The organism is Stenotrophomonas sp. STEN063 (assembly GCF_056854515.1).
Window position 1 is genome coordinate 1 of sequence record NZ_JBXFWF010000024.1, and the last position, 21,483, is coordinate 21,483.

General features: G+C 64.2%; 16 protein-coding genes and 1 riboswitch. Of the genes, 10 read left to right on the plus strand and 6 right to left on the minus strand.

What is annotated here, in order from left to right; genetic code table 11:
- Positions 1-364 precede the first annotated feature (364 nt).
- The 4 genes from AC1VWL_RS08385 to AC1VWL_RS08400 all read left to right on the plus strand — a co-directional run bounded on the left by AC1VWL_RS08385 (position 365) and on the right by AC1VWL_RS08400 (position 5,783).
- Positions 365-550 (plus strand): DUF2065 domain-containing protein, encoded by a 186-nt coding sequence (locus tag AC1VWL_RS08385; protein WP_296253963.1) that lies wholly within the window; start codon positions 365-367, stop codon positions 548-550.
- Between the two features lie 245 nt (positions 551-795).
- Positions 796-2,088: an adenylosuccinate synthase gene (locus AC1VWL_RS08390; RefSeq protein WP_282273389.1), complete on the plus strand. Its 1,293-nt coding sequence runs from the start codon at positions 796-798 to the stop codon at positions 2,086-2,088.
- A gap of 213 nt (positions 2,089-2,301) precedes the next feature.
- On the plus strand, positions 2,302-3,033 hold the full coding sequence (locus AC1VWL_RS08395; RefSeq protein ID WP_482986367.1) for an AraC family transcriptional regulator: 732 nt from the start codon (positions 2,302-2,304) through the stop codon (positions 3,031-3,033).
- An 86-nt stretch (positions 3,034-3,119) separates the two neighbouring features.
- Positions 3,120-5,783 (plus strand): M1 family metallopeptidase, encoded by a 2,664-nt coding sequence (locus AC1VWL_RS08400; protein WP_482986368.1) that lies wholly within the window; start codon positions 3,120-3,122, stop codon positions 5,781-5,783.
- 350 nt (positions 5,784-6,133) lie between these two features.
- Here the strand turns inward: AC1VWL_RS08400 and gcvP are convergent, their stop codons facing one another.
- Positions 6,134-8,998: an aminomethyl-transferring glycine dehydrogenase gene (gene gcvP / locus AC1VWL_RS08405; protein ID WP_482986369.1), complete on the minus strand. Its 2,865-nt coding sequence runs from the start codon at positions 8,996-8,998 to the stop codon at positions 6,134-6,136.
- A 111-nt stretch (positions 8,999-9,109) separates the two neighbouring features.
- A riboswitch (glycine riboswitch) is annotated at positions 9,110-9,218 on the minus strand.
- 335 nt (positions 9,219-9,553) lie between these two features.
- Between gcvP and AC1VWL_RS08410 the strand changes: the two genes are divergently transcribed.
- Both AC1VWL_RS08410 and AC1VWL_RS08415 read left to right on the plus strand, forming a co-directional pair.
- Entirely contained in the window at positions 9,554-10,774 is a 1,221-nt protein-coding gene (locus AC1VWL_RS08410; RefSeq protein WP_482986370.1) for a multidrug effflux MFS transporter, read from the plus strand.
- Between the two features lie 74 nt (positions 10,775-10,848).
- Positions 10,849-11,265 (plus strand): hypothetical protein, encoded by a 417-nt coding sequence (locus tag AC1VWL_RS08415; RefSeq protein ID WP_481508869.1) that lies wholly within the window; start codon positions 10,849-10,851, stop codon positions 11,263-11,265.
- Between the two features lie 138 nt (positions 11,266-11,403).
- Here AC1VWL_RS08415 and AC1VWL_RS08420 read toward each other — a convergent pair whose 3' ends face one another.
- On the minus strand, positions 11,404-11,592 hold the full coding sequence (locus AC1VWL_RS08420; protein WP_482986371.1) for a hypothetical protein: 189 nt from the start codon (positions 11,590-11,592) through the stop codon (positions 11,404-11,406).
- 297 nt (positions 11,593-11,889) lie between these two features.
- On the opposite strand from AC1VWL_RS08420, the gene AC1VWL_RS08425 reads away from it, so the two are divergent.
- Genes AC1VWL_RS08425 through AC1VWL_RS08440 form a run of 4 tightly spaced genes read left to right on the plus strand, consistent with a single transcriptional unit; the run spans position 11,890 to position 16,592 of the window.
- Positions 11,890-12,570: a vWA domain-containing protein gene (locus AC1VWL_RS08425; protein WP_482986372.1), complete on the plus strand. Its 681-nt coding sequence runs from the start codon at positions 11,890-11,892 to the stop codon at positions 12,568-12,570.
- Positions 12,571-12,572: 2 nt separating this feature from the next.
- Positions 12,573-13,328, plus strand: a complete 756-nt coding sequence (locus AC1VWL_RS08430; protein WP_482986373.1) for a PP2C family serine/threonine-protein phosphatase — start codon at positions 12,573-12,575, stop codon at positions 13,326-13,328.
- Positions 13,329-13,332: 4 nt separating this feature from the next.
- Entirely contained in the window at positions 13,333-14,733 is a 1,401-nt protein-coding gene (locus AC1VWL_RS08435; RefSeq protein ID WP_481615355.1) for a hypothetical protein, read from the plus strand.
- Complete coding sequence (locus AC1VWL_RS08440) at positions 14,730-16,592, plus strand: TonB family protein (protein ID WP_482986374.1); 1,863 nt, start codon at positions 14,730-14,732, stop codon at positions 16,590-16,592. Before AC1VWL_RS08435 ends, AC1VWL_RS08440 begins: the two co-directional genes overlap by 4 nt.
- 132 nt (positions 16,593-16,724) lie before the next feature.
- On the opposite strand, the gene AC1VWL_RS08445 is transcribed toward AC1VWL_RS08440, so the two are convergent.
- From AC1VWL_RS08445 to AC1VWL_RS08460, 4 genes are all read right to left on the minus strand, one after another.
- Entirely contained in the window at positions 16,725-17,951 is a 1,227-nt protein-coding gene (locus AC1VWL_RS08445; protein ID WP_482986375.1) for a hypothetical protein, read from the minus strand.
- A gap of 53 nt (positions 17,952-18,004) precedes the next feature.
- On the minus strand, positions 18,005-18,637 hold the full coding sequence (locus AC1VWL_RS08450; RefSeq protein WP_482986376.1) for a hypothetical protein: 633 nt from the start codon (positions 18,635-18,637) through the stop codon (positions 18,005-18,007).
- A 128-nt stretch (positions 18,638-18,765) separates the two neighbouring features.
- Positions 18,766-20,781 (minus strand): M2 family metallopeptidase, encoded by a 2,016-nt coding sequence (locus tag AC1VWL_RS08455; protein ID WP_482986377.1) that lies wholly within the window; start codon positions 20,779-20,781, stop codon positions 18,766-18,768.
- Positions 20,782-20,850: 69 nt separating this feature from the next.
- On the minus strand, positions 20,851-21,285 hold the full coding sequence (locus tag AC1VWL_RS08460; protein WP_482986378.1) for an EamA family transporter: 435 nt from the start codon (positions 21,283-21,285) through the stop codon (positions 20,851-20,853).
- Between the last annotated feature and the right edge of the window lie 198 nt (positions 21,286-21,483).

A 21,483-nucleotide genomic window follows, 5' to 3' on the forward strand; every position in this document is an offset into this window, starting at 1 on the left:
CCAACGGCTTTATCGTGCTCGACTAGAACCACCCGTTCCTGAAATACATCATCAGCTCTCGCTGATCGCTTGACCTTTAGCCCCACTCCCCTGGGGAGTGGGGGGCTGTAGTGCCGAGCCATGCTCGGCAGGGGCTTTCCAAACATTATTCGGCGGCGACGTAAGCCGCGGAGCCCGGGGCTGATCAGGTTGCTGCCAAGCCCGTGATGTCATCGCTGCCGGCTTCGCGGCTGACGCCGCTCCTACAGCGGCTATCCCGGTAATGCCCTTGCCGAGCGTGGCTCGGCACTACAGGTTCGGTTATCCCGGTAATGGCCCTGCCGAGCATGGCTCGGCACTACCCGGTTTTTGAAGACTCTGACGCATGCAAGACCTCTTTTCCGCCCTCTGCCTCGTTGCCATCATCGAGGGCCTGTTCCTGTTCATCGCGCCCTTGGCGTGGAAGCGGATGGCCGCGCAGATGCTGGCTCAACCTGCTGCATCCCTGCGCGGAATGGGCGCTGCGGCGCTGTTCATCGGCTTGGCGGTCCTGTGGTGGGTCCGCCACTGAACCAAACCCTGACGCCCGTACCAACCTGTACTCGCGGGGGTGGTAGCTGTCAGACAAAACCCGGATAATCCACAAAAGCCGGTCGGGCTTACTCCTCCTGGAGTGCCCCGTTCGGCTTTTTCCGTGTATGGCCCTGGCGTTTGCCGGATGCTCCCCGATGGGGCGTCCATGATGGCGGACCGCCGCGCAGCGCACGGCCCCGTCCGCGGCCCCGATGGTCGCAGCAAACTCAGGAGTTACCCGTCATGGGTCAATCAGTTGTCGTTCTCGGCGCCCAGTGGGGCGATGAAGGCAAGGGCAAGATCGTCGATCTGCTGACCGAGGAAATCGGCGCAGTGGTTCGTTTCCAGGGTGGTCACAACGCCGGCCATACCTTGGTCATCAACGGCAAGAAGACCGTCCTGCACCTGATTCCGTCCGGCATCCTGCGCGATGACGCGTTGTGCCTGATCGGCAATGGCGTGGTGATTTCCCCGGCCGCCCTGCGCAAGGAAATCGAAGAGCTGGAAACGGCCGGCGTTGAAGTCCGTTCGCGCCTGAAGATCTCGCCGGCAGCGCCACTGATCATGCCGTACCACATCGCCCTGGACCAGGCGCGTGAGAAGGCCGCTGGTGGCAAGGCCATCGGCACCACCGGTCGCGGCATCGGCCCGGCCTATGAAGACAAGGTTGCACGTCGCGGCATCCGCATCGCCGACCTGCATTACCCGGAACAGCTGGCTGAAAAGCTGCGTGCCGCGCTGGATTACCACAACTTCGTGCTGACCAAGTACCTGGGCGTGGAGCCGGTGGATTTCGACACCGTGTACCAGGAAGCACTGGCCTTCGGCGAATACGTCGAGCCGATGAAGTCCGACGTTGCCGGCATCTGCCATGACCTGCGCAAGCAGGGCAAGCGCGTGCTGTTCGAAGGCGCGCAAGGCGCTCTGCTCGATATCGACCACGGCACCTACCCGTACGTCACCAGCTCCAACACCACCGTCGGTGGTGCACTGGCCGGTGCCGGCGTTGGCGCCGATGCCATCGACTACGTGCTGGGTATCGCCAAGGCCTACGCGACCCGCGTTGGCGGCGGCCCGTTCCCGACCGAGCTGGACGATGAAATCGGCCAGGGCATCCGTGACCGTGGCGCCGAGTACGGCGCATCGACCGGCCGCCCGCGTCGCTGCGGCTGGATGGACATCGTCGCGCTGAAGCGCGCCGTGGCCATCAACGGTATCTCCGGCCTGTGCATCACCAAGCTCGACGTGCTCGATGGCATGGAAAAGCTGAAGGTCTGCATTGCCTATGAATACCGTGGCAAGCGTTCGGAATACGCCCCGCTGGACGCCCAGGGCTGGGAAGAATGCACCCCCGTGTACCTGGAGTTCCCGGGCTGGAGCGAAAACACCCACGGCATCACCGAGTGGGACAAGCTGCCGCCGGCTGCGCGCGCCTACCTGCGTTCGCTGGAAGAACTGGCCGGCTGCCCGGTGTCGATCGTCTCGACCGGCCCGGACCGCGACCACACCATGATCCTGCAGGATCCGTGGGGCTGATAGCCGCGCCGTGATGTAACAGCCAACGCCCCGCGAAAGCGGGGCGTTGTCGTTGTGGGGCATCAACGACAGGGCCAAACCTGTAGTGCCGACCCATGGTCGGCAGGTGCATTACCGGTAACGCCCATTGCCGACCATGGGTCGGCACTACAGGCAGCGCAGCACTGGCTAGAATGGCTGGGCACGCCCCCCGCTGCCAGCCTGACTGCCCCGATGCGTATTGACCCTGCCGAAATCGAAGCCCTGTTCGACGCCATTCCCAGCGTGCTGTTTTTCGCCAAGGACATCGATGGGCGTTACACCCACGTCAACATGACGATGATGCAGCGCTTGGGCATGAAGTCGCGCAGTGATGCGATCGGCAAGCGTGCCGACGAGTTGTATCCGGTCGGGATGAGCGAGGCCTACACCGAACAGGACGCGCGGGTGCTGGCCGGTGAAGTGATCGAGAACGTGATGGAGCTGCAGTTGTTCCCCAACCAGCAGCCGGGGTGGTGCCTGACCTGCAAGCGTCCCATTGTCGAGAACGGCAAGGTTGTCGGCCTGATCGGCATTTCCCGCGATCTGGGCCAGCGCGGTGGCCTGGAGTCACAATACGAGCCGCTGCGGCTGGCATTGGACTACCTCAATACGCATTACGCCGAAAACGTGCGCATGCAGACGCTGCTGGATATCACTGGCTTCTCGCTGTCCAAGCTGGAGCGCTCGTTCCGCAAAGTGTTCCAGATGACCCCACAGCAGGTATTGACGCGCTTGCGCATCCAGATCGCGCTGCATCTGCTGCACGGCGAAGACAGCGTGGCCAGCATCGGCCAGGCCTGTGGCTTCAGTGACCAGAGCGCCTTCACCCGCAAGTTCAAAGCGGAAGTCGGCATGGCACCGCGGCAGTATCGGGCGATGATCGCCGAGCGCGCGCAACAGGAAGCCGCACGCGAGGAGCTATGACTTCCGGCGGTGTTGGGCGGCGATCGAGGGGCAGATGATGCGGAGCTGATGGGCGTCTCGCCCACGACCTTCCGTAAGGAGCTTTGATGCGCCGTTCCCTTGTTGTTGCCATTGGTATCGCCCTTTCCTGCATTGCCACACCGGCTGTTTTTGCTGCCGAACCTGTAGCAGCCGGCGTGAGCAAGAACGAAACCACCACCCAGCTGCCGCGTACCGCGCGTCCGGATCATTACCGGGTGGAGATCACGCCGCACCCCGCGCAGATGGGTTTCGACGGCAAAGTCAGCATCGATCTGGAAGTGCTGCAGCCCACCAGCAGCATCGTGCTGCAGGCAGCGGGCATGCGCTTCGGCAGGAGCCAGCTGCAGGCGGCCGGTGGCAGCAAGCCTATGCCGACCACGGTCAGCGTGGACGAGGCCAATCAGACCGCAAGCTTCGTCGTTGCCACACCGCTGGCACCTGGGCGCTACACGCTGAACATTGATTACAGCGGCACCATCAATACCCAGGCCAATGGCTTGTTCGCGCTGGATTATCCGGTGGCTGATGGCAGCAAGAAGCGCGCGCTGTTCACCCAGTTCGAGAACTCCGATGCACGCCGCTTCATTCCGTCTTGGGATGAGCCGGGCTTCAAGGCCACCTTCGATCTGAGCGTGACCGTACCGGAAGCGGAGATGGCGGTCAGCAACATGCCGGTGGCCAGCAGCACGTCGCTGGGCAAGGGCCTGAAGCAGGTGGTGTTCCAGACCACCCCGAAGATGTCGACCTACCTGTTGTTCTTCTCCAGCGGCGAGTTCGAACGCGCCACCGTCAAGGAAGGCGACACCGAGATCGGCGTGATCGCGCAGACCGGCAAGGTCGAGCAGGCGCAGTTCGCGTTGGAAGGCAGTGCCGAGGTGCTGCGTGAGTACAACGACTACTTTGGCGTGAAGTATCCGCTGCCCAAACTCGACAACGTCGCCGCACCTGGCGGCAGCCAGTTCTTCAGTGCAATGGAGAACTGGGGTGCGATCTTCACCTTCGAATACGCCTTGCTGCTGGACCCGGCCGTGTCCAGCGTCTCCGACAAGAAGGCCGTGTTCTCGATTGCCGCACATGAAATCGCGCACCAATGGTTCGGCAACCTGGTGACGATGGCGTGGTGGGATGACCTCTGGCTCAACGAAGGTTTTGCGTCGTGGATGGAGGCGCGCACCACTCGCAAGCTGCACCCGGAGTGGGACATCAACAACGTCGATGCCGCGCATACCAGCCGCGGCGCGATGGGCCGCGATGCCTACGTCACCACCCATCCGATCGTGCAGCACGTGGCGACGGTGGAGCAGGCCAGCCAGGCCTTCGACGGCATCACCTACGGCAAGGGCTCGGCGGTGATCTCGATGTTCGAGGATTACGTCGGCGCCGATGCATGGCGTGATGGCGTGCGCCGTTACATCGCTGCCCATGCTTACGGCAATGCAGTCACCGATGACCTTTGGGCCGAGATCGACAAGGCCGCTCCGGGCAAACGCTTCATGGAAGTGGCGCATGATTTCACCCTGCAACCGGGCGTGCCCCTGATCCGCGCCAGCAGCAGCTGCGTCGCTGGCAACACCCAGGTGAAGCTGAGCCAGGGCGAGTACACGATTGATCGCAAGGACAAACAGCCGCTGCATTGGCGCGTGCCGGTGAGTCTGCGCGTGGGCAATGGTGAGGTGGTGCACACGCTGGTTGACGGTGATACCAACGTACAGCTGCCGGGATGCACTGGGCCGCTGCTGGTCAATGCCGGGCAGAAGGGCTATTACCGCACCTTGTATGCGCCGGCGCAGTTCAAGGCGCTTAGCGCGGGCTTCGACAAGTTGCCGGTGGTCGACCAGCTCGGTGTGATGATGGATACCAGTGCACTGGCTGCAGCCGGCCTGCAGCCTGATGCGGATCTGCTGGATTTGATCGCGAAGATCAACGCCGATGCGCCGACCGATCTATGGGACATGGCTGCCGGCACATTGAGCGGCATCGACGGCATGTTCGACGGCGATACCGCGCGGCAGGCCGCTTTCCGCAGTTACGCACGTTCGCGTTTGTCGCCAGTGCTGCAGTCGCTGGGTTGGGACGGCAAGGACAGCGACTCGGCGCAGACCAAGGAATTGCGCAGTGGATTGATCGGCACTTTGGCAGCATTGGACGATGCGCAGGTGATTGCCGAAGCGCAGCGTCGCTTTGATACCTTCCTGGCCAAGCCGGATTCGCTGTCTCCGGACCTGCGCAGCAGCGTGCTCGGCGTGGTGGCACGCAATGCCGACGCGGCAACCTGGGACAAGCTGCACGCGTTGGCCAAGCAGGAAACCTCGGCGATGGTGCGTGACCAGTACTACGGCCTGCTGGCCCTGCCCAAGGACAAGGCGTTGGCGCAGCGTGCATTGGACATGGCGTTGACCGAGGAGCCAGGTGCAACCAACAGCGCGGGGATGATTGGTGGCGTATCGCACGAGCATGCGGACCTGGCCTTCGACTTCGCTGTTGCCCATCGCGAAAAGGTGGACACCCTGGTCGACAGCACCTCGCGTGCGCGTTACTACCCGGGCCTGGGCCGCAGTGCCGACAACCTGCAGATGGTGGACAAGATCAAGGCATTTGCCGATGCACACATCGCACCCACCTCGCGACGTGATGCGGAGACGGTGATTGCCGGGATCCAGACCAAGCTGCGGCTGCGGGCAGAGCGCAAGCCGCAGGTGGATGCCTGGTTGAAGCAGAAGGGATATTGAGGAGCTGCAGCGGCGCAGCGGAGAATGCAGTTGCAGCTTTTAAGCCCCTCTCCCGTTTACGGGAGAGGGGTTGGGGTGAGGGGAAGCTTCCAGCTGAGCAAAGTCAAAAGCCCCCTCATCCGCCCGTTGGGCACCTTCTCCCGTAAACGGGAGAAGGGAAGGCCAAGCAGAAGCCAAAGCCAAAGCAGAAGCCAAAGCCAAAGCCAAAGCCATAGCCAAAGCAGAAGCCTTGCTCCCGCTATCAGCACCGATCAAGAAAGATCAGCTGCTCCACTCTCCCAATCATCACAAGAAAACAGCCGGCTTTCGCCGGCTGTTTTTGTTCACGCATCAGGCAATCAAACCGCCGATCACGCCTCGACATCTTCCTTGTACGCATCCACCGGAATGCAGGCGCACATGATGTTCTTGTCGCCGTAGACGTTGTCCACGCGCGCTACCGGCGGCCAGTACTTTTGCAGCTTCAGGGAAGGCAGCGGGAAGGCCGCCAGCTCACGCGGGTAGGCATGCGTCCACTCGCTGGCCGACACCGCGCCGGCAGTGTGCGGGGCGTGCTTGAGCGGGTTGTCCTCGCGGTCCAGCTTGCCGTCTTCGATGGCCTGGATTTCCTCGCGGATCTGGATCATCGCGTCGATGAAACGGTCCAGCTCGTGCTGCGACTCGCTCTCGGTCGGCTCGACCATCAGCGTGCCGGCAACCGGGAAGCTCAGGGTCGGAGCGTGGAAGCCGAAGTCGATCAGGCGCTTGGCAACGTCCTCGGCACCGATGCCGGAGGTCTTCTCCAGCGGACGCACGTCGAGGATGCACTCATGCGCCACCAAGCCGTTACGGCCGGTGTACAGCGTGGCGTAGTGCGGGGCCAGGCGCTTGGCGATGTAGTTGGCATTGAGCAATGCAACCTGGGTTGCCTTGCGCAGGCCGGCGGTGCCCATCAGGGTGATGTACATCCAGCTGATCGGCAGGATCGAGGCGCTGCCGAAGCTGGCGGCGCTGACCATGCCGACCGGGCCGTTGTCGCCCAGCTTGCCCGGCAGGAACGGGGCCAGATGCGACTTCACCGCACACGGGCCAACGCCCGGGCCGCCGCCGCCGTGCGGGATGCAGAAGGTCTTGTGCAGGTTCAGGTGCGACACGTCCGAGCCCCACTTGCCGGGCTTGGCCACGCCGACCAGGGCGTTCATGTTGGCACCGTCGGTGTACACCTGGCCGCCGTGCTTGTGGATGATCTCGCAGATCTCGACCACTTCTTCCTCGAACACGCCGTGCGTGGACGGGTAGGTCATCATGATCGCGGCCAGGCGGTCGCTGTACTTCTCGGCGTTGCGGCGGATGTCTTCGACATCGACGTTGCCGTTGGCATCGGTCTTGGTGACCACCACGGTCATGCCGCACATCTGGGCCGAGGCCGGGTTGGTGCCGTGCGCCGAGTCCGGGATCAGGCAGATGTCGCGATGGGCTTCGTTGCGCGAGCGGTGGTAGGCGCGGATCGCCAGCAGGCCGGCGTACTCGCCCTGCGCGCCGGAGTTCGGCTGCAGGCTCACTGCGTCATAGCCAGTGCACTCGACCAGCATCGCTTCCAGGCCGTCGATCAGTTCCTTGTAGCCCTGCGCCTGGTCGGCCGGTGCCAGCGGGTGGATGTTGGCGAACTCCGGCCAGGTCACCGGGATCATCTCGGCGGTGGCGTTGAGCTTCATGGTGCAGCTGCCCAGCGGGATCATGGTGCGATCCATCGCCAGGTCCTTGTCGGCCAGCGAACGCAGGTAGCGCAGCATTTCGTGCTCGCTGTGGTGCGTGTTGAACACCGGGTGGGTCAGGAACTCGCTGCTGCGCACCAGAGCCTTCGGCAGCGCGTCGGCGGTGCTGGCGTCCAGTGCGTCCACATCGACGCTGGCGCCGAACAGCTGGCCCAGCGCGATGACGTCGGCGCGGGTGGCGGTTTCGTCCAGGCTGATGCCGACCGAACCGGCGTCGATGATGCGCAGGTTGATGCCGGCGGCTTCGGACTTGGCTTTCAGTGCGGCCGAATCAACGCCGGTGATGTGCAGGGTGTCGAAGAAGTCGTTGCCGACCGCAACGCCCTTGCCACGCAGTGCGGCGGCGAGGATCGCAGCCAGGCGGTGGGTGCGGCGGGCAATGCGCTGCAGGCCTTCCGGACCGTGGTAGACGGCGTACATCGAGGCCATCACCGCCAGCAGCACCTGTGCGGTACAGATGTTGGAAGTGGCCTTCTCGCGGCGGATATGCTGTTCGCGGGTCTGCAGGGTCAGGCGGTACGCGGGCTTGCCTTCGGCGTCGACCGAGACGCCGATCAGGCGGCCCGGCATCGAGCGCTTGTAGGCGTCACGGCAGGCCATGAAGGCGGCGTGCGGGCCGCCGAAACCGAACGGCACACCGAAACGCTGGCTGTTGCCGATGGCGATGTCCGCGCCCCATTCGCCGGGGGCGGCGATCAGGGTCAGTGCCAGCAGATCGGTGGCGACGGCAACCAGGCCCTGGCGGGCGTGCACGGCCTCGACCAGCGCCTTGTAGTCGCCGATGTTGCCCAGGCTGTCCGGGTACTGCAGCAGCACGCCGAAGGTGTCGGCGCTCAGTGCGTCAGCCGGCTTGCCGATCAACAGTTCGATGCCCATCGGCTCGGCGCGGGTGCGCAGCAGTTCCAGCGTCTGCGGGTGCACGCTGTCCTGCACGAAGAACACCTTGGACTTGGACTTGGCCGAACGCTTGGCCAGGGTCATCGCTTCGGCGGCGGCGGTGGCTTCGTCCAGCAGCGAGGCGTTGGCGATCTCCATGCCGGTCAGGTCGGCGACCATGGTCTGGAAGTTGATCAGTGCTTCCATGCGGCCCTGCGAGATTTCCGCCTGGTACGGCGTGTACGCCGTGTACCACGCCGGGTTCTCGAGGATATTGCGCAGGATCACGTTCGGCGTGTGGGTGCCGTAATAGCCCTGGCCGATGAAGCTGCGCAGGACCTTGTTCTTGTCAGCGATGGCGCGGATCTTGGCCAGCGCGTCGACTTCGGTCAGCGACTCGGGCAGCGCCAGCGGCGCCGGCGACTTGATCGAACCCGGCACGATGGCGTCGGTGAGTGCTTCGAGCGAATCGTGGCCAACGGTGCGCAGCATCTGCGCGATTTCAGCGTCGTTGGGGCCGATGTGGCGGTCGACGAACGCGGAATGGTGTTCGAGTTCGCGCAGCGAAAAAGTGTTCTGGGTCATGGCTGACGTCCGGAGAAGGCATGCAGGGCAGGGGCGGTGAGCCAGGTCTGCCCGGTTGCCGTCCGGGTGCCGCGCACGCGCGCCACCACAGCCGGCAAGCAAAGGCTTACCTCGCGCCCCTCTGTCCTTTTGCCTGAGAGTTTGGAAGCGACGCGACGAGGATCGTGCGCTTCGTGCACCTTCGGCGCCGGATTGAACCGGTCTCTCCAGAGTTTTGCTACGGGTGGTATCGGGCCTGAGCGATTACGGGCGTTTGCGCCTTCGGCAGCGGGGTGAACCGCTTCTCCCACCTTGTTCGTACAGCGTGGCGATTATAGCCCGGTAAAGGCCCGGGGCAGACCCGCGCAGCGGCTTGGATTACCATCTGCATCCCGGTTTCAATCCCGCGCGTTGCACGCGTACGGCCGGGCATCCCGGAACCGCTGGCTGAAGCGGGTGAATGTCCGGACAAATTGCCGCATCATGGCCGCGGAGCGCCGTCGCGCCCGGTCCTGTTCATCCTGTCCCCACCCCACATCGGCCCCGCGCCGGTGCCGTCGCTGGTTATTGAAAGCCATGGAAGCAAACAAGCAGGTTTCACTGCGCCGCATCGCCATTCTGGTGGCCGGTCTGTCGATGTTCGGTCCGTTCGCGATCGATGCGGTGTTCCCCGCATTCCCGCACATGGGCGCCGATCTGGGCGCCGACAAGCTGGCCATGCAGCAGGTGATCAGCGTCTACCTGTTGGCCTATGCGCTGATGAGCCTGGTGCACGGTGCGCTGTCCGATGCGCTCGGCCGCAAGGTGGTGATCATCGGCGGGCTGGTGGTGTTCATCGCTGCCTCCGTCGGTTGTGCGCTTTCCACCGACATGGGCACCCTGCTGCTGTTCCGCTTCCTGCAGGGCCTGTCGGCCGGCGTGGGCTACATCATCGGCCGCGCGGTGATCCGCGACCTGTATGACGGCGACGATGCCCAGCGCTTGATGAGCCAGGTCTCGATGATCTTCTCCATCGCCCCGGCCATCGCCCCGATCATCGGTGGCTGGTTGCTGGGCTGGACGCAGTGGCAGGGCATCTTCTGGTTCCTGGTCGGGTTCTCGGCGCTGCTGCTGCTGATCACCTGCATCTGGTTGCCGGAAACCCACCCGCCGCATGCGCGGCTGAGCCTGCACCCCAAGCGCCTGCTGCAGGACTACATCAGCATCGGCATCAACCCGCGCTTCCTGCGCCTGGCCCTGGCCGGCTCGCTGGGCTTCGGTGGCTTGTTCCTGTACATCGCCTCGGCGCCGGCCTTCGTGCTTGACCTGCTGCACATGAACGAGCGCCAGTTCGCCTGGTTGTTCATCCCGACCATCGGCGGCATGGCCTTGGGCGCCTATGCCTCCGGCCGCGCGGCAGGGCGCATGGACGGTGCCCGGGCGGTGCGCATCGGCTACAGCTTCATGGCGGTGGCGGCGATCTACAACATCAGCTACAACGCCTTCGCCACCGAGATGACGGTGCCGTGGGCGGTGCTGCCGTTCACCCTGACCTCGTTTGGCGTGGCCCTGATCTTCCCGATCCTGACCCTGGCGATCCTCGATATGTACCCGCGCCAGCGCGGCACGGCCTCGTCGATGCAGGCATTCAGCACCCTGGTGACCAACGCCATCATTGCCGGTGTGCTGTCGCCGATGCTCAGCCGCAGCGGCCTGAGCTTGGCCATCGGCGCGGGCCTGTTCGGCCTGGGCAGCTGGGCGATGTGGAAGTGGGAGCGCATGAGCCAGCGGGCCCAGCGTGACGAAACCGCGTCCTGACACGAATTCACCCCCGCATCGGGGACAATAGTCGCGCCGCCATCACCGGCGGCCGTTCAAAGAGTGAACAACTGATGTCGATCCAATCCAAAGGCCGCCGCGAGGCGAAGAAGAAGCTGGCCGAGCGCGCACGCAACCAGGCCGAAGCCAATCCGCCGGTAAAGGCCAAGGTGGAGCCGCATGCCGAACTGCGCGACCAGCACCGGGCATTGCTGGCGGGCATCGTCCGCCGTGATGGCGAATGGGTGCTGGGCATGGACGGCAAGATTGCCGGCGAGACCACCAGCGCCGCACGCGTGCTGGCGCTGATCATGCAGGCCGCAGAATGGCACGAGAACAACGACACGCCGGTGCGGTTGATGTATTCCGATGTGCTCAAGGACGCCGCGCATGCCGAAGCGGCGGAGCAGGGCATCGACTTCGATACCTATAAGCGCAACCTGGCCGGTGAGCTGGGCGCGGTGGGCAAGGCGGCTGCGGGCACGCATTGAGCCTGCGTACAAGCTTGATACCAACAAGGGCGCCGTTGGCGCCCTTGTTGGTTGTAGCGAACGTGGCCTGCGTCCCTGTTCTTGTGGGAGCGGCGTAAGCCGCGAAGCTCGTACAGCGTCAGTGCTTTTGCATGACTGCTATCGGTGAAGCCCCTGCCGAGCATGGCTCGGCACTACAGGGGTGCGATTGGCTTGTGTGGGAGCGGCGGGAGCTTCCTTGTGGTCCGGCCATGCAGTGCCGAACAACTTATAGGAGAACCAACTGGCACCAACGTAGGTGTAGAACAGGGCGAACAGCCAACGAGCAACAGCAATGATCCAGGTCATGCCAGGTACTCCTGTCGTGCCGCCGGATGGCGGATTGAACCGAGGGAAAGACCGGTTGATGCCTGACCGGCAGGGAAGCCATGTCCTCGATATCGCCGATGGTAGCGCAGCGACGCGGCCCGTAGTCCGCCCGCTTGCGGCAGCTGCCGTGCCCGCGATGCTGGGCGCGCGGCGGCAGTAAGCAGGCCGTGGATGCAGTCGGTAGCGGATGGTATGGGGACGGATCTGAAAGGCTGAAATCGACGTTGTGGCTATAATCAATCGGACGACGTTCTTTTGAGCATGGAGGCACTACTGATGTCCATAGCAGGTATTCCTGACGTATCGCTGGTCGACAACAGCGAGCAGCGCACCCCGTTGGTATTGGTGCTGGACTGTTCCGGCAGCATGGGTGGCGCGCCGATCGAGCAGTTGAATGCCGGCCTGAAACTGCTGGAAAAGCAGCTCAAGGACGATGTGATCGCCGCCAAGCGCGTGCGCGTACTGGTGATCGAGTACGGCGGCATGGACAGTGCCAGCGTCATTGGTGACTGGTGCGACGCGATGGATTTCACTGCGCCGCAGCTGTCGGCCAATGGCACCACGCCTACCGGCGCAGCCGTGGATCTTGCGCTGCAGGAGATCGAGGACGAGAAAGCGCGCTTCCGCAATGCCGGTGTGGCTTATACGCGGCCATGGCTGTTCCTGATGTCCGACGGCCTGCCTACCGATGCCTGGGAAGCCAGCGCCGAGCGTTGCCGCGACAGCGAGGCACAGAACCGTGTGGCCGTGTTCCCGATCGGTGTTGGTGATGCTGAGGTGGCCGTGCTCGCGCAGTTCAGCCGCAACGGCGAACGTGGCGTGAAGCGCATGCAGGGCCTGCAGTTCAAGGAGCTGTTCCTGTGGCTCAGCGCCAGCATGCGGGTGGTGTCCAACTCGACACCGGGCGGCCAGGTGCAACTGCCGTCCACCGATACCTGGTCGCTGGCGCCGGTTTGACCATGGCGTGGCGCGTGGTGGCGGCATCTGCCACCGGCCGCTCGCACCTGGATCGGGGCCAGCCCTGCCAGGATGCGTTCGCTTCCACCTGCGTGGGGCCAGTGCTGGTTGCTGCGGTCTGTGACGGTGCCGGCTCGGCGTCGCATAGCGACGTGGGGGCCCAGCATGTGGCGAGTGCCGTGGTGTCCGCGGTGGCGGTCCATCCCGCATTGGGCAGCCGACCGCTGGAGCTGGGCGTGGATGTGCTGCGCGCGATCATCGAACGCGCGGTCAATGATGCGCGCGGTGAGTTGGCGATGGTCTCGGTATCGAAGGGGTTGCGCCTGGCCGACCATGCCTGCACGTTGGTCGGGGTGGTTGCCGAAACGCGTGGCGGCTGGTTCTTCCATGTAGGCGACGGTGTCGCCGCATGTGCGTTCGCGCAGCCGCAGGCGACAGCGGTGTCGTTGCCTGCCAACGGCGAGTACGCGAATGAAACCTGGTTCGTCACCGGCGACAACTGGCAGCAGCAGCTGCGGCTGATGCGTTTCGAAGGCGATATCGAGGCGGTCGTCTTGATGTCCGATGGCGTGCAGCCGTTCGCGATGAACCGCGATGGCAGCGAATTGTTCCAGCCGTTCATCGGCCCGGTGATCCGTTATCTGCGCGGCGTGGATGAAGCGCAGGGCAGCCAGGCCTTGCAGGCGACCCTGGCCGATCCGCGCACCGACCAGATAACCGGCGACGACAAGACGTTGCTGCTTGCATTGCCGGGCTGAGCACATGCCGGCACGCAGTGGTGAAACCATCCAGGATGCACGGCGCGCACCGCTGACGCTTGGCAGGTTGATCAAGAGCGGCGGTGCCGGCAGCGTGTTCCTGCTCAAGGAACGGCCGCTCGAGGTCGCCAAGCTCTATCACCCAAGCGTCGACACGCGCGTCTACGAGCGCAAGCTCAAGGCCATGCTGGAGCTCAGCCCGGACCTGCCGGATGTGCAGGAAAAGGGTGTGCGCCATGTGCAGATCGCCTGGCCGACCGGGCTGCTGCACGATCGCAGTGGTCGTTTCATCGGCTTCAGCATGCCGGTGCTGGATATTGCCGCCACCAGCGACCTGGAGCATGTGCTGCAGGAGCGGCAGGCGCGCGCTGAAGGCCTGCCAACCGCGTTGGGTGCGAAGGCGGCCCTGGCCGCCAATCTGGCGGTGATGTTGGCGGCACTGCACCGTCGCCAGCATTACGTGGTGGACCTCAAACCACTCAACGTGCGTTTCTATCGCAAGTCCTTGTTCATCGCGATGCTGGACTGCGATGGCTTCAGCATCCAGGGCAAGGACGAACGCTTTCCTGCCGGGCAGGTGACCACCGATTACCTGGCGCCGGAATTCCAGCAGCGTGGGGTGAAGGCCGGGCAGGAAGAGGCACAGGATCGCTTCGCGTTGGCAGTAATGGTTTTCCAGCTGCTCAACTCGGGCCTGCATCCTTACAGCGGGCGTCCGCAGGACGCCAGCGTGCCCAGCGATCTTCCCGGGCGCATCGCGGCGAATCTCTATCCCTACGGTCGCGGCCGCGGCAACATGCGTCTGCAGCCATCACCGGTCAGTGGCCATCAGGCGTTCCCCGAGGGACTGCGGCAGATGTTCGACCGCGCTTTCTCTGACCGGCCGGGGCAACGGCCGTCGGCGGAGGAGTGGGCAAGCCTGCTGCAATCGTATGCGCGACGCAGCGCCGGCATGCTGGTGAAGTGCGGCAAGGACGCAAGCCACCAGCATTTCAGCGGCATGCCGTGCGCGGCCTGCGCGCGCAAAGCCCTTCTGGCCAATAGTGCACGCGCGACCAAGGCGCGGGCCACGCGCAAGACTACCAAGGCGCAGCATCAGCAGCGGCCACGCGCCACCGGCACGCGTACTGTGCAGCCGGTGCAGGGTCATGCGATGCCCATGCAAGCTGCACGTCCGGCGGCCCCCCCGGGGCTGGGCGTGCGTCTGCTGATGGCGATAGTCGGGCCCTTGCTGCTTGGCTGGGCGATCAGTTGGGGCATGCCGGCTTATCGCGGATACAAGGCGGCAGCCAACCCCAGCTGGGGTGATGCAATGATGATGGGCATGCAAGGCGGCTTGCTGCTGTTTGCAGTCCTGTTGTTCGTGGTGTTCGTGCCGGTGCTGATCCTGGGCAAGCGGCCATGAAGATCGCCATTGGATTGCTGGTCGCCCTGGTGGTCATGTTGTTGCTGGCGCCGCTGTGGGGACTGCTTGCTGCGTTGGCATTTGATGGCATCGTCTGGGTTGGAAGCCAGCTTTCCAGCGGCACGCCGCGTGACGGGATGCTGGCATTCCGTGCAGGTGTGATCCTCGGTGGCTTGGCCGCGGTGGCTTCGCTGCTGCGGGTGGCGTGGCTCGACCGTGATGTTGCCTATCTGGCCGCAGCGGTGCTGGCGATGGTGGTGTTCTCGCTGGTGCTGTTTGGTACCGGCAAGGCACCGGTGCGCAAGGAGTCTTCATCCATCATGTCGATGGACACGGTTGAGGCGGCCCCCGGGCGCAGGCCAGATGATATCGCCTGGTATTCACGCAGTGCCTACGAGCGCGACGCCGCCGAAAAAGTGGTGGAGATAGCTCGTGACGCCGCACGCGGCAACCGCGAAGAGGCCAATGCCGCCCTGCAGGAACTGCGAGGGTGGTCGAACCAGCGCCAGCTTCCCCCTCGCCAGCAGCAGCGGCTGGAGTATGAGCGGGCCAAAGAGCGCTTCCTGACAGGATTCAGGGCCACCGACGATCCGGCCAACGCCGCTGATGCACGGCGCGAGCGTGGCCTGGCGTTGGAGGCAATGTGGGCGGCGATGCCCGAGGTGACATTCAGCGGCATGCAGTTGCTGACCCACAGGCTTGGCGAGCTGGGCACGGCATTGCGCCTGCAGGCTGCAACCGATGCTGCGGATGCGCCTGCTCCCTCACTCGATACCCGTCTGCGCGATATTGTGTCGCTGCAGGAAGCATTGCTGGGCTACCAGCCGATGACGGCTGCGTTGTGGGAGAACTACGCCGCCATCGTTGTGGATTCGGACGAGGAACTGGCATTCGGTGCGTTGGTCACTGCCGAGATGCTCACCCGCGGTGATGGCGCGGCAGGCACCCAGCCCAGCCTGGTCCAGACGTACCACCGCATGATTCGGACCGAACTGCAGCTGCATGTGAATCGGTTGCCGGAGATCTCCGCCCAACGCCTGGCGATACTGTCGTCACGGGTAGCCGTGCTGCCTTGGGAAGAAAGCGGTGGCAGCGCGCAGGCTCCGAACCCGGATGCGCTGGCCAGCGATCGCCTGCGCGCCGAACGAGCGTTGCCCGAAGCGTTGCCCGTGGCAACAGGGCGTGGCCTGCTGGCCGAACCGCCTCCGTCGCCGCCGTCGCCCCCGAATCTGTTCGCTTCGCGGGGCGAGGTGGTGGTGGATCTGCCTGCATCGGGTTTTGCGGCCATGCATGCGCCGATCACGCTGCCACCTTCCGGTGTGGTCAAGGAGACCTACCTGGTGCTGGCCATCGACGTGTTGAAAAGCGGCGCCATCAGCTCGGTGCTGATCGAACACAGCACTGGTGACCCGGCATTGGATACCAGGGCGCGCAACGCCGCGCGCTATTGGCGTGCCGTCGGCGGGGTGGCTGCTGCGGGCGAGCGCCGTCGGGTGGCAGTGGTGTTCAAGCCGGCGCCGAAACAGGCCGACACCGAGCCTGCCATCGTTGAGCGCCCCGAGGGCGTTGGTGCGTCCGAGTTCCTTGGCATGCTGGTGGCGGCAAAGGCGCGATCCAACCCGGTGCGCTATCCGCGGCAGGCATTGAACACATCGGCCGAGGGCAGGGTGCTGCTGTCGATCACGCTGTCCGGCCGCGGGCGGGTACAGGCCGTCGACATTGCGCAGAGCAGCGGCCATGCAGCGCTCGATAAAGCGGCGCGTGATGCAGCCCTGGGTTGGCATGTGAGTCCAGGGGCTGCGACGTCGGAGGTGGACACGGTGACGCTGCAGGTGCCGGTGGAGTTTCGTGGTCCTTGAGCGCGGCATTGCAGTGGCAGGACCATCTGCTGTTTCACGTTCACCGTTGAGCTTGTCCGGTGATCGCATGCCGGAAGGAATCGCCGTGGTGGCTCAAGGGAAAATCGCGATGGCTGTCGTCCGCAACCCTGCTCAATAGTCGCGCGCTGCGTCGAACCACCGCTGCGCGAGATCATCGCTTACGCCGAGGCGCAGGGCATGCTCCGAACGGCCGAGCTGCCAGATTGCCTCGCCGAGGTCGTCGCGTTCGGCGGTTTCGATGCCCTTGAGCGTATTGAAGCGTACGCTGAAGCGGGTAAGGGCGGCCTCCGCGTCGGCAAGTGTGCGTGCAGCTGCCAATGCCGCCAAAGCACTGTCGTACGCCTCATTGGCCAGCTTGGCCGAGCGCTTTGGCCAGGCCGAGAACGGGCGGCCAAACTCGCTTTCCCACCATGCTGGCTTGCGCAACTGCGATACCGACGCATGTCCGCTCCACGGACGCTGCTGGCTGCGGGCCTTCAACTGCTGGCGCAGGTGCTTGCCTGCGGTTTCTTCGACATTGAAGGCAATGAAGCCGTCCAGCGTGGGCCAGCAGCTCAACGCTGGCAGGCCTGCCAATGACGGCATGTAGCGCAGCTGCAGATCCTGCAGTTGTGGCTGTGCCGCAAGTGCTTCAAGGTCGACGAAGTTGCCATACAGGCTCAGCGACTTCAGATGTTTGAAGCGTGACAGGCATTTCAGCGAGATGGGGCGAGCCATCGGCTTGTTGACCAGCATCAGGTCATGGACGCCATGCAGCTCGCCCATGTCCGGTAGCTGGAACGCAGTGGTCTCCCTGCGCGAGCCAGTTTCCGGGGCCAGCGACAGGGAGCGGGGCAGTGGTCCCTGCGCCGAGAAGCGACTGATATCGCCGGAGACACCGAGGTGGAGATTCGCTGCGATTTCCTGCCCGGGCAGGAGCAGCAGCAGCTGTGCTTCCGTCTGCCCCAGTTGAATCGCGAGGGTGCGGATGTTGGATCCGGTTGCATCGACCACGGTATCGGTGTCGAGCCCAGGCACCCAGGTCAGCTGCTCGATGGGGCGCTGATGGGCCCACTTGAAGATGCTTTGATCGTTGCCCGTGTAGTGGATCACCCGCGGCCAGGGTGAGCCGGCTGGTGTGGCGAATGGATTGAAGACTGCCCAGTTGATCCTGAGGTCAGGGGCAACCTGGAGATCGGATTTTCCCGCAGCTGCAGCAGGTGCGATCACCAGGCTGCCTACGCCCAGCGTACGCACCAGGGTGTGGCTGCCGGGGCCGGTGAGGTCCAGCGGGTAGCTGCCGGGCCCGGTCAGTGGAGCGTCAACGCTGTTGTCTGTTGCAGTGTTTCTACTGTCCATGTTCATCCTTGGCGTGGCTGCCGTTCATCCACGTGGCTCAGACGCTCACGCCATCAATCGCCTTCGATGCTCAGGCTGCTGAGCACGGCATTGGCGTTTGCCTCAAACCCGGGATCGCGATTGTCATCGCTGTAGCGATGGTAGTAGCGCAACTCGTAGCCGACGCCCTTGGACTGCAGCGAGCCGCAGGAGAGTGCGTACTGCTCGCTCCACTGCCGTTGTCCATCGGCCGCTGGCTGCCGCGCTTCGAGCAGTAGATGGATCTTTGCACAGCGCGGATCCGCTGCATATTCGCTAACCTGGAGTGTGCTGATCTTGAAACCGGGGCTGCCGGCGTAGCCCTGTTCCAGGTTGCGCTTGATGGTTCTGATGTAGCCGGACAGCGGTGAAATCGGCGCATCAAGCGTGGTCATGTAGGCTTCGATCTTGCGGTTGTCCGAAGCATTTTCCGCGTTCCAGCTGAGCGTCGTGCTCGTTCCGGAACCACTCCTTGTCCAGCCTTCTTCGTCCGGGGGCGTGAATGCAAGGCCAAGCGTCCTGCCTGCATCGGTGATGCCGACATGTATCTGCCCGGAGCCAGTGCTTTCGTTCGCGAGCGCCGGACTGAGCAGCGTCGAATGGATGGCGAGTGCGACAAGGACTGCGGCGAATTTCATTCCTACCTCCCGAAGTTGCCGGGTAACCATGCCACGGCATGGCGAGGTGTCAAGGAGGATACGTGGCAGATTGGCAGCAGATGCTGCGCGAGCGGAAAGGCAAAGGGCGCCATTGCGGCGCCCTTTGCGTTCTTGTCCAACTGCAGTGCTTACGGTGCTTACGGTGCCGACGGCTGCGCCGGTGCGGCGACTGGCGCAGAAGCCGGAGCTGCGGCCTGCCAGCCACACATCTGGCCTTCGTTCTGCTGCTTCAGCCATTCCTGCAGCGGTGCGAAGTATTCCAGCATCGGTGCGGCGTCAAGCTTCTCGGTGCCGGTCAGTTCTTTCAGCGTGGCCTGCCACGGCTGGCTGGAGCCCTTGCTCAGCATCGCCCAGAATTTCTGCCCGGCTTCCTTGTTGCCATAGAAGCTGCACTCGTTGAGCGGGCCGGTGTAGCCCGACGCGTCGCATAGGCCCTTGTAGAACTGGTACTGCAGGATGCGGGCCAGGAAGTAGCGCAGGTACGGGGTGTTGCCCGGTACGTGGTACTTGGCGCCGGCGTCGAAGAACTCTTCGCCGCGTGCGCTGGCCGGGGCCACACCCTGGTACTGCGCCTTCAGTTCCCACCACTTCTGGTTGTACTGGTCCGGCTTGATCGAGCCGTCGAACACGCCCCAGCGCCAGCGGTCGATCATCAGCCCGAACGGCAGGAACGACACGCCCGACATCGCCATGCGCATCTGCGCATTGATGGTGGCTTCGCGGCTTTCCTGCTGCGCGCCGACCAGGCCGATCGAGTTGAGGTACTTCGGCGTCATCGCCAGCACGATGGTGTCGCCGATGGCTTCGTGGAAGCCGTCATTGGCGCCGCCCTGGAACAACGGCGGCAACGGGTTGTAGGCCAGGTCGTAATAGATGTGGCCGAGCTCGTGGTAGATGGTGGTGAAGTTTTCTTCGTTCGGGGTGATGCACATCTTGGTGCGCACATCAGCGCCGATGTCCTTGCCGTCGCCGCCCATGTTCATGTCCCAGGCACTGGCGTGGCAAACCACGTTGCGGTCCAGCGGCTTGATGAACTGGGTGTTCTGCCAGTAGCTCTCCGGCAGCTTGGGCATGCCCAACGAGACGTAGAAGTCCTGCGCGCGCTCGGTCATCTGCCGGGCAGTGGCCAGCTCTGCCTCACGCTGTGCCTTGAAGCGGGTTGCCGGGTCGCTGCCGCCGGCCTTGGCCAGTGCTGCGCTGAGGTTGGTCTGGTACTGCTTTTCCAGTGCGGCGGTGATGTCCAGGCTACCCGCGTTCGGGTACGGCGCGGTCATGTCCCACAGGTTGCTCCAATCCTGCTGCCACATGTTGCCGGTCAGGTGCGCGGCGATCATGCCGCCGCCAACCTCGGCCTTGTCCTTGCCGTATTCCTTGTCCAGCTTGGCGCGGGTATAGCAATGCACCTGCTCGTACAGCGGCTTGACCTGCTCCCACAGGCGGTCGGTTTCCGGGCCGACCTGGTCGGCCGGCATGTCGTAGCCGCTGCGCCACATCTGGCCGGCATCGGTATAGCCCAGTTCGCGGGCACCTTCGTTGACCAGTTCGACGAAGCGCTGGTAGTTGGCGCGCGACGGCACGGCGGTGGACTGCCAGCCCTGCCAGGCATCGAGCTGCTTGTCGTAGTCACGCGAGGTGGCCAGCACCTTCTCAAGGTCGCCCAGCTGGCGGCAGTTCTTGTTGTCGCCTTCGCCCACGCAGTAGGTGCCCGCGCCGTAGTCGCCTTCCAGCTTGGTGGCGATGCCGGCCAGTTCGGCCAGCTTCTGCGGGTCGCGCGGGGCGGGCATCGAGGTCATCAGCTTGAGCAGGCTGATGGCGCGCTTGGTGTCGGCGCTCATCGGCTGGCCGTCGTACTTGTTGGCCTGCTCGATCCAGCCATTGAGCACGGTCAGCCAGCGCTCGTTGGCCTTGGCAGCAACGCGGGCCGAATCGTCATTGATGTAGGTGGACGACAGCCACTGGGCCGAAGTCATTTCCGGGTACATGGCCTTGTATTCGGCATTGACGCGGGCGATGAACTGGTCGGCGCTTTCGGCCGGTGCGGCTTGGGTGGTGGCCGGCTTGGCGGCGTCGGTGGCGGCGTCCTTTTTACAGGCAGCCAGCGAGAGCACGGCCACGCCAACGGCGGCGGCCAGGACCAAATGACGATTCTTCACAGCAAACCCCGGTTTGTAAGTACCGGCGAAGGCTAGTGGGGCAGCGGCCGGGCCGCAAGTGGGGAAAGCTCAGCGCTTGAACGCCATCAGCAGAACGCCGCCGCCGATCATCGCCACGCCCAGCCATTCGCGCCAGGCCAGACGTTCGTGCAGGAAGGCCACGGCGAAGATGGCCACCAGCACCACGCTGAGCTTGTCGACCGGGGCTACCTGCGAGGCTGGGCCGTGTTGCAAGGCACGGAAATAGCACTTCCAGGAGGCGCCGGTGGCCAGGGCGGACAGCGTCAGCCAGCCTACCGTGGTGGCGGGTAGCTGCAGCGGGTTGCTCCATTTGCCGGTGGCGGCGACGAACATAGCCAGCACCACGCTGATGATTACCGTGCGCAACAGCATCGCCATGTCCGAGTCGATGTTCTGCAGGCCGAGCTTGGCGAAGATGGCGGTGAGTGCCGCGAATACGGCGGAAAGCAGTGCCCAGGGAAGCCATTGCGGGAAGGTGGCCATGGAAGCTCCTTGTTGCAGGCGGCAGGCTGTTTGTGGGAACGGCGTAAGCCGCGAAGCTGAAGGGTCATCACAGCAACGTAGAGCAAGCAACTGCAACAGCTTCCCCCATCCGCCCTTCGGGCACCCCCGCCTTCGCGGGGCAGGCCCTTTGTTCCCCCCGCAAGCGGGAGAAGGGACGCTGAAGCCAAAGCTCAAAGA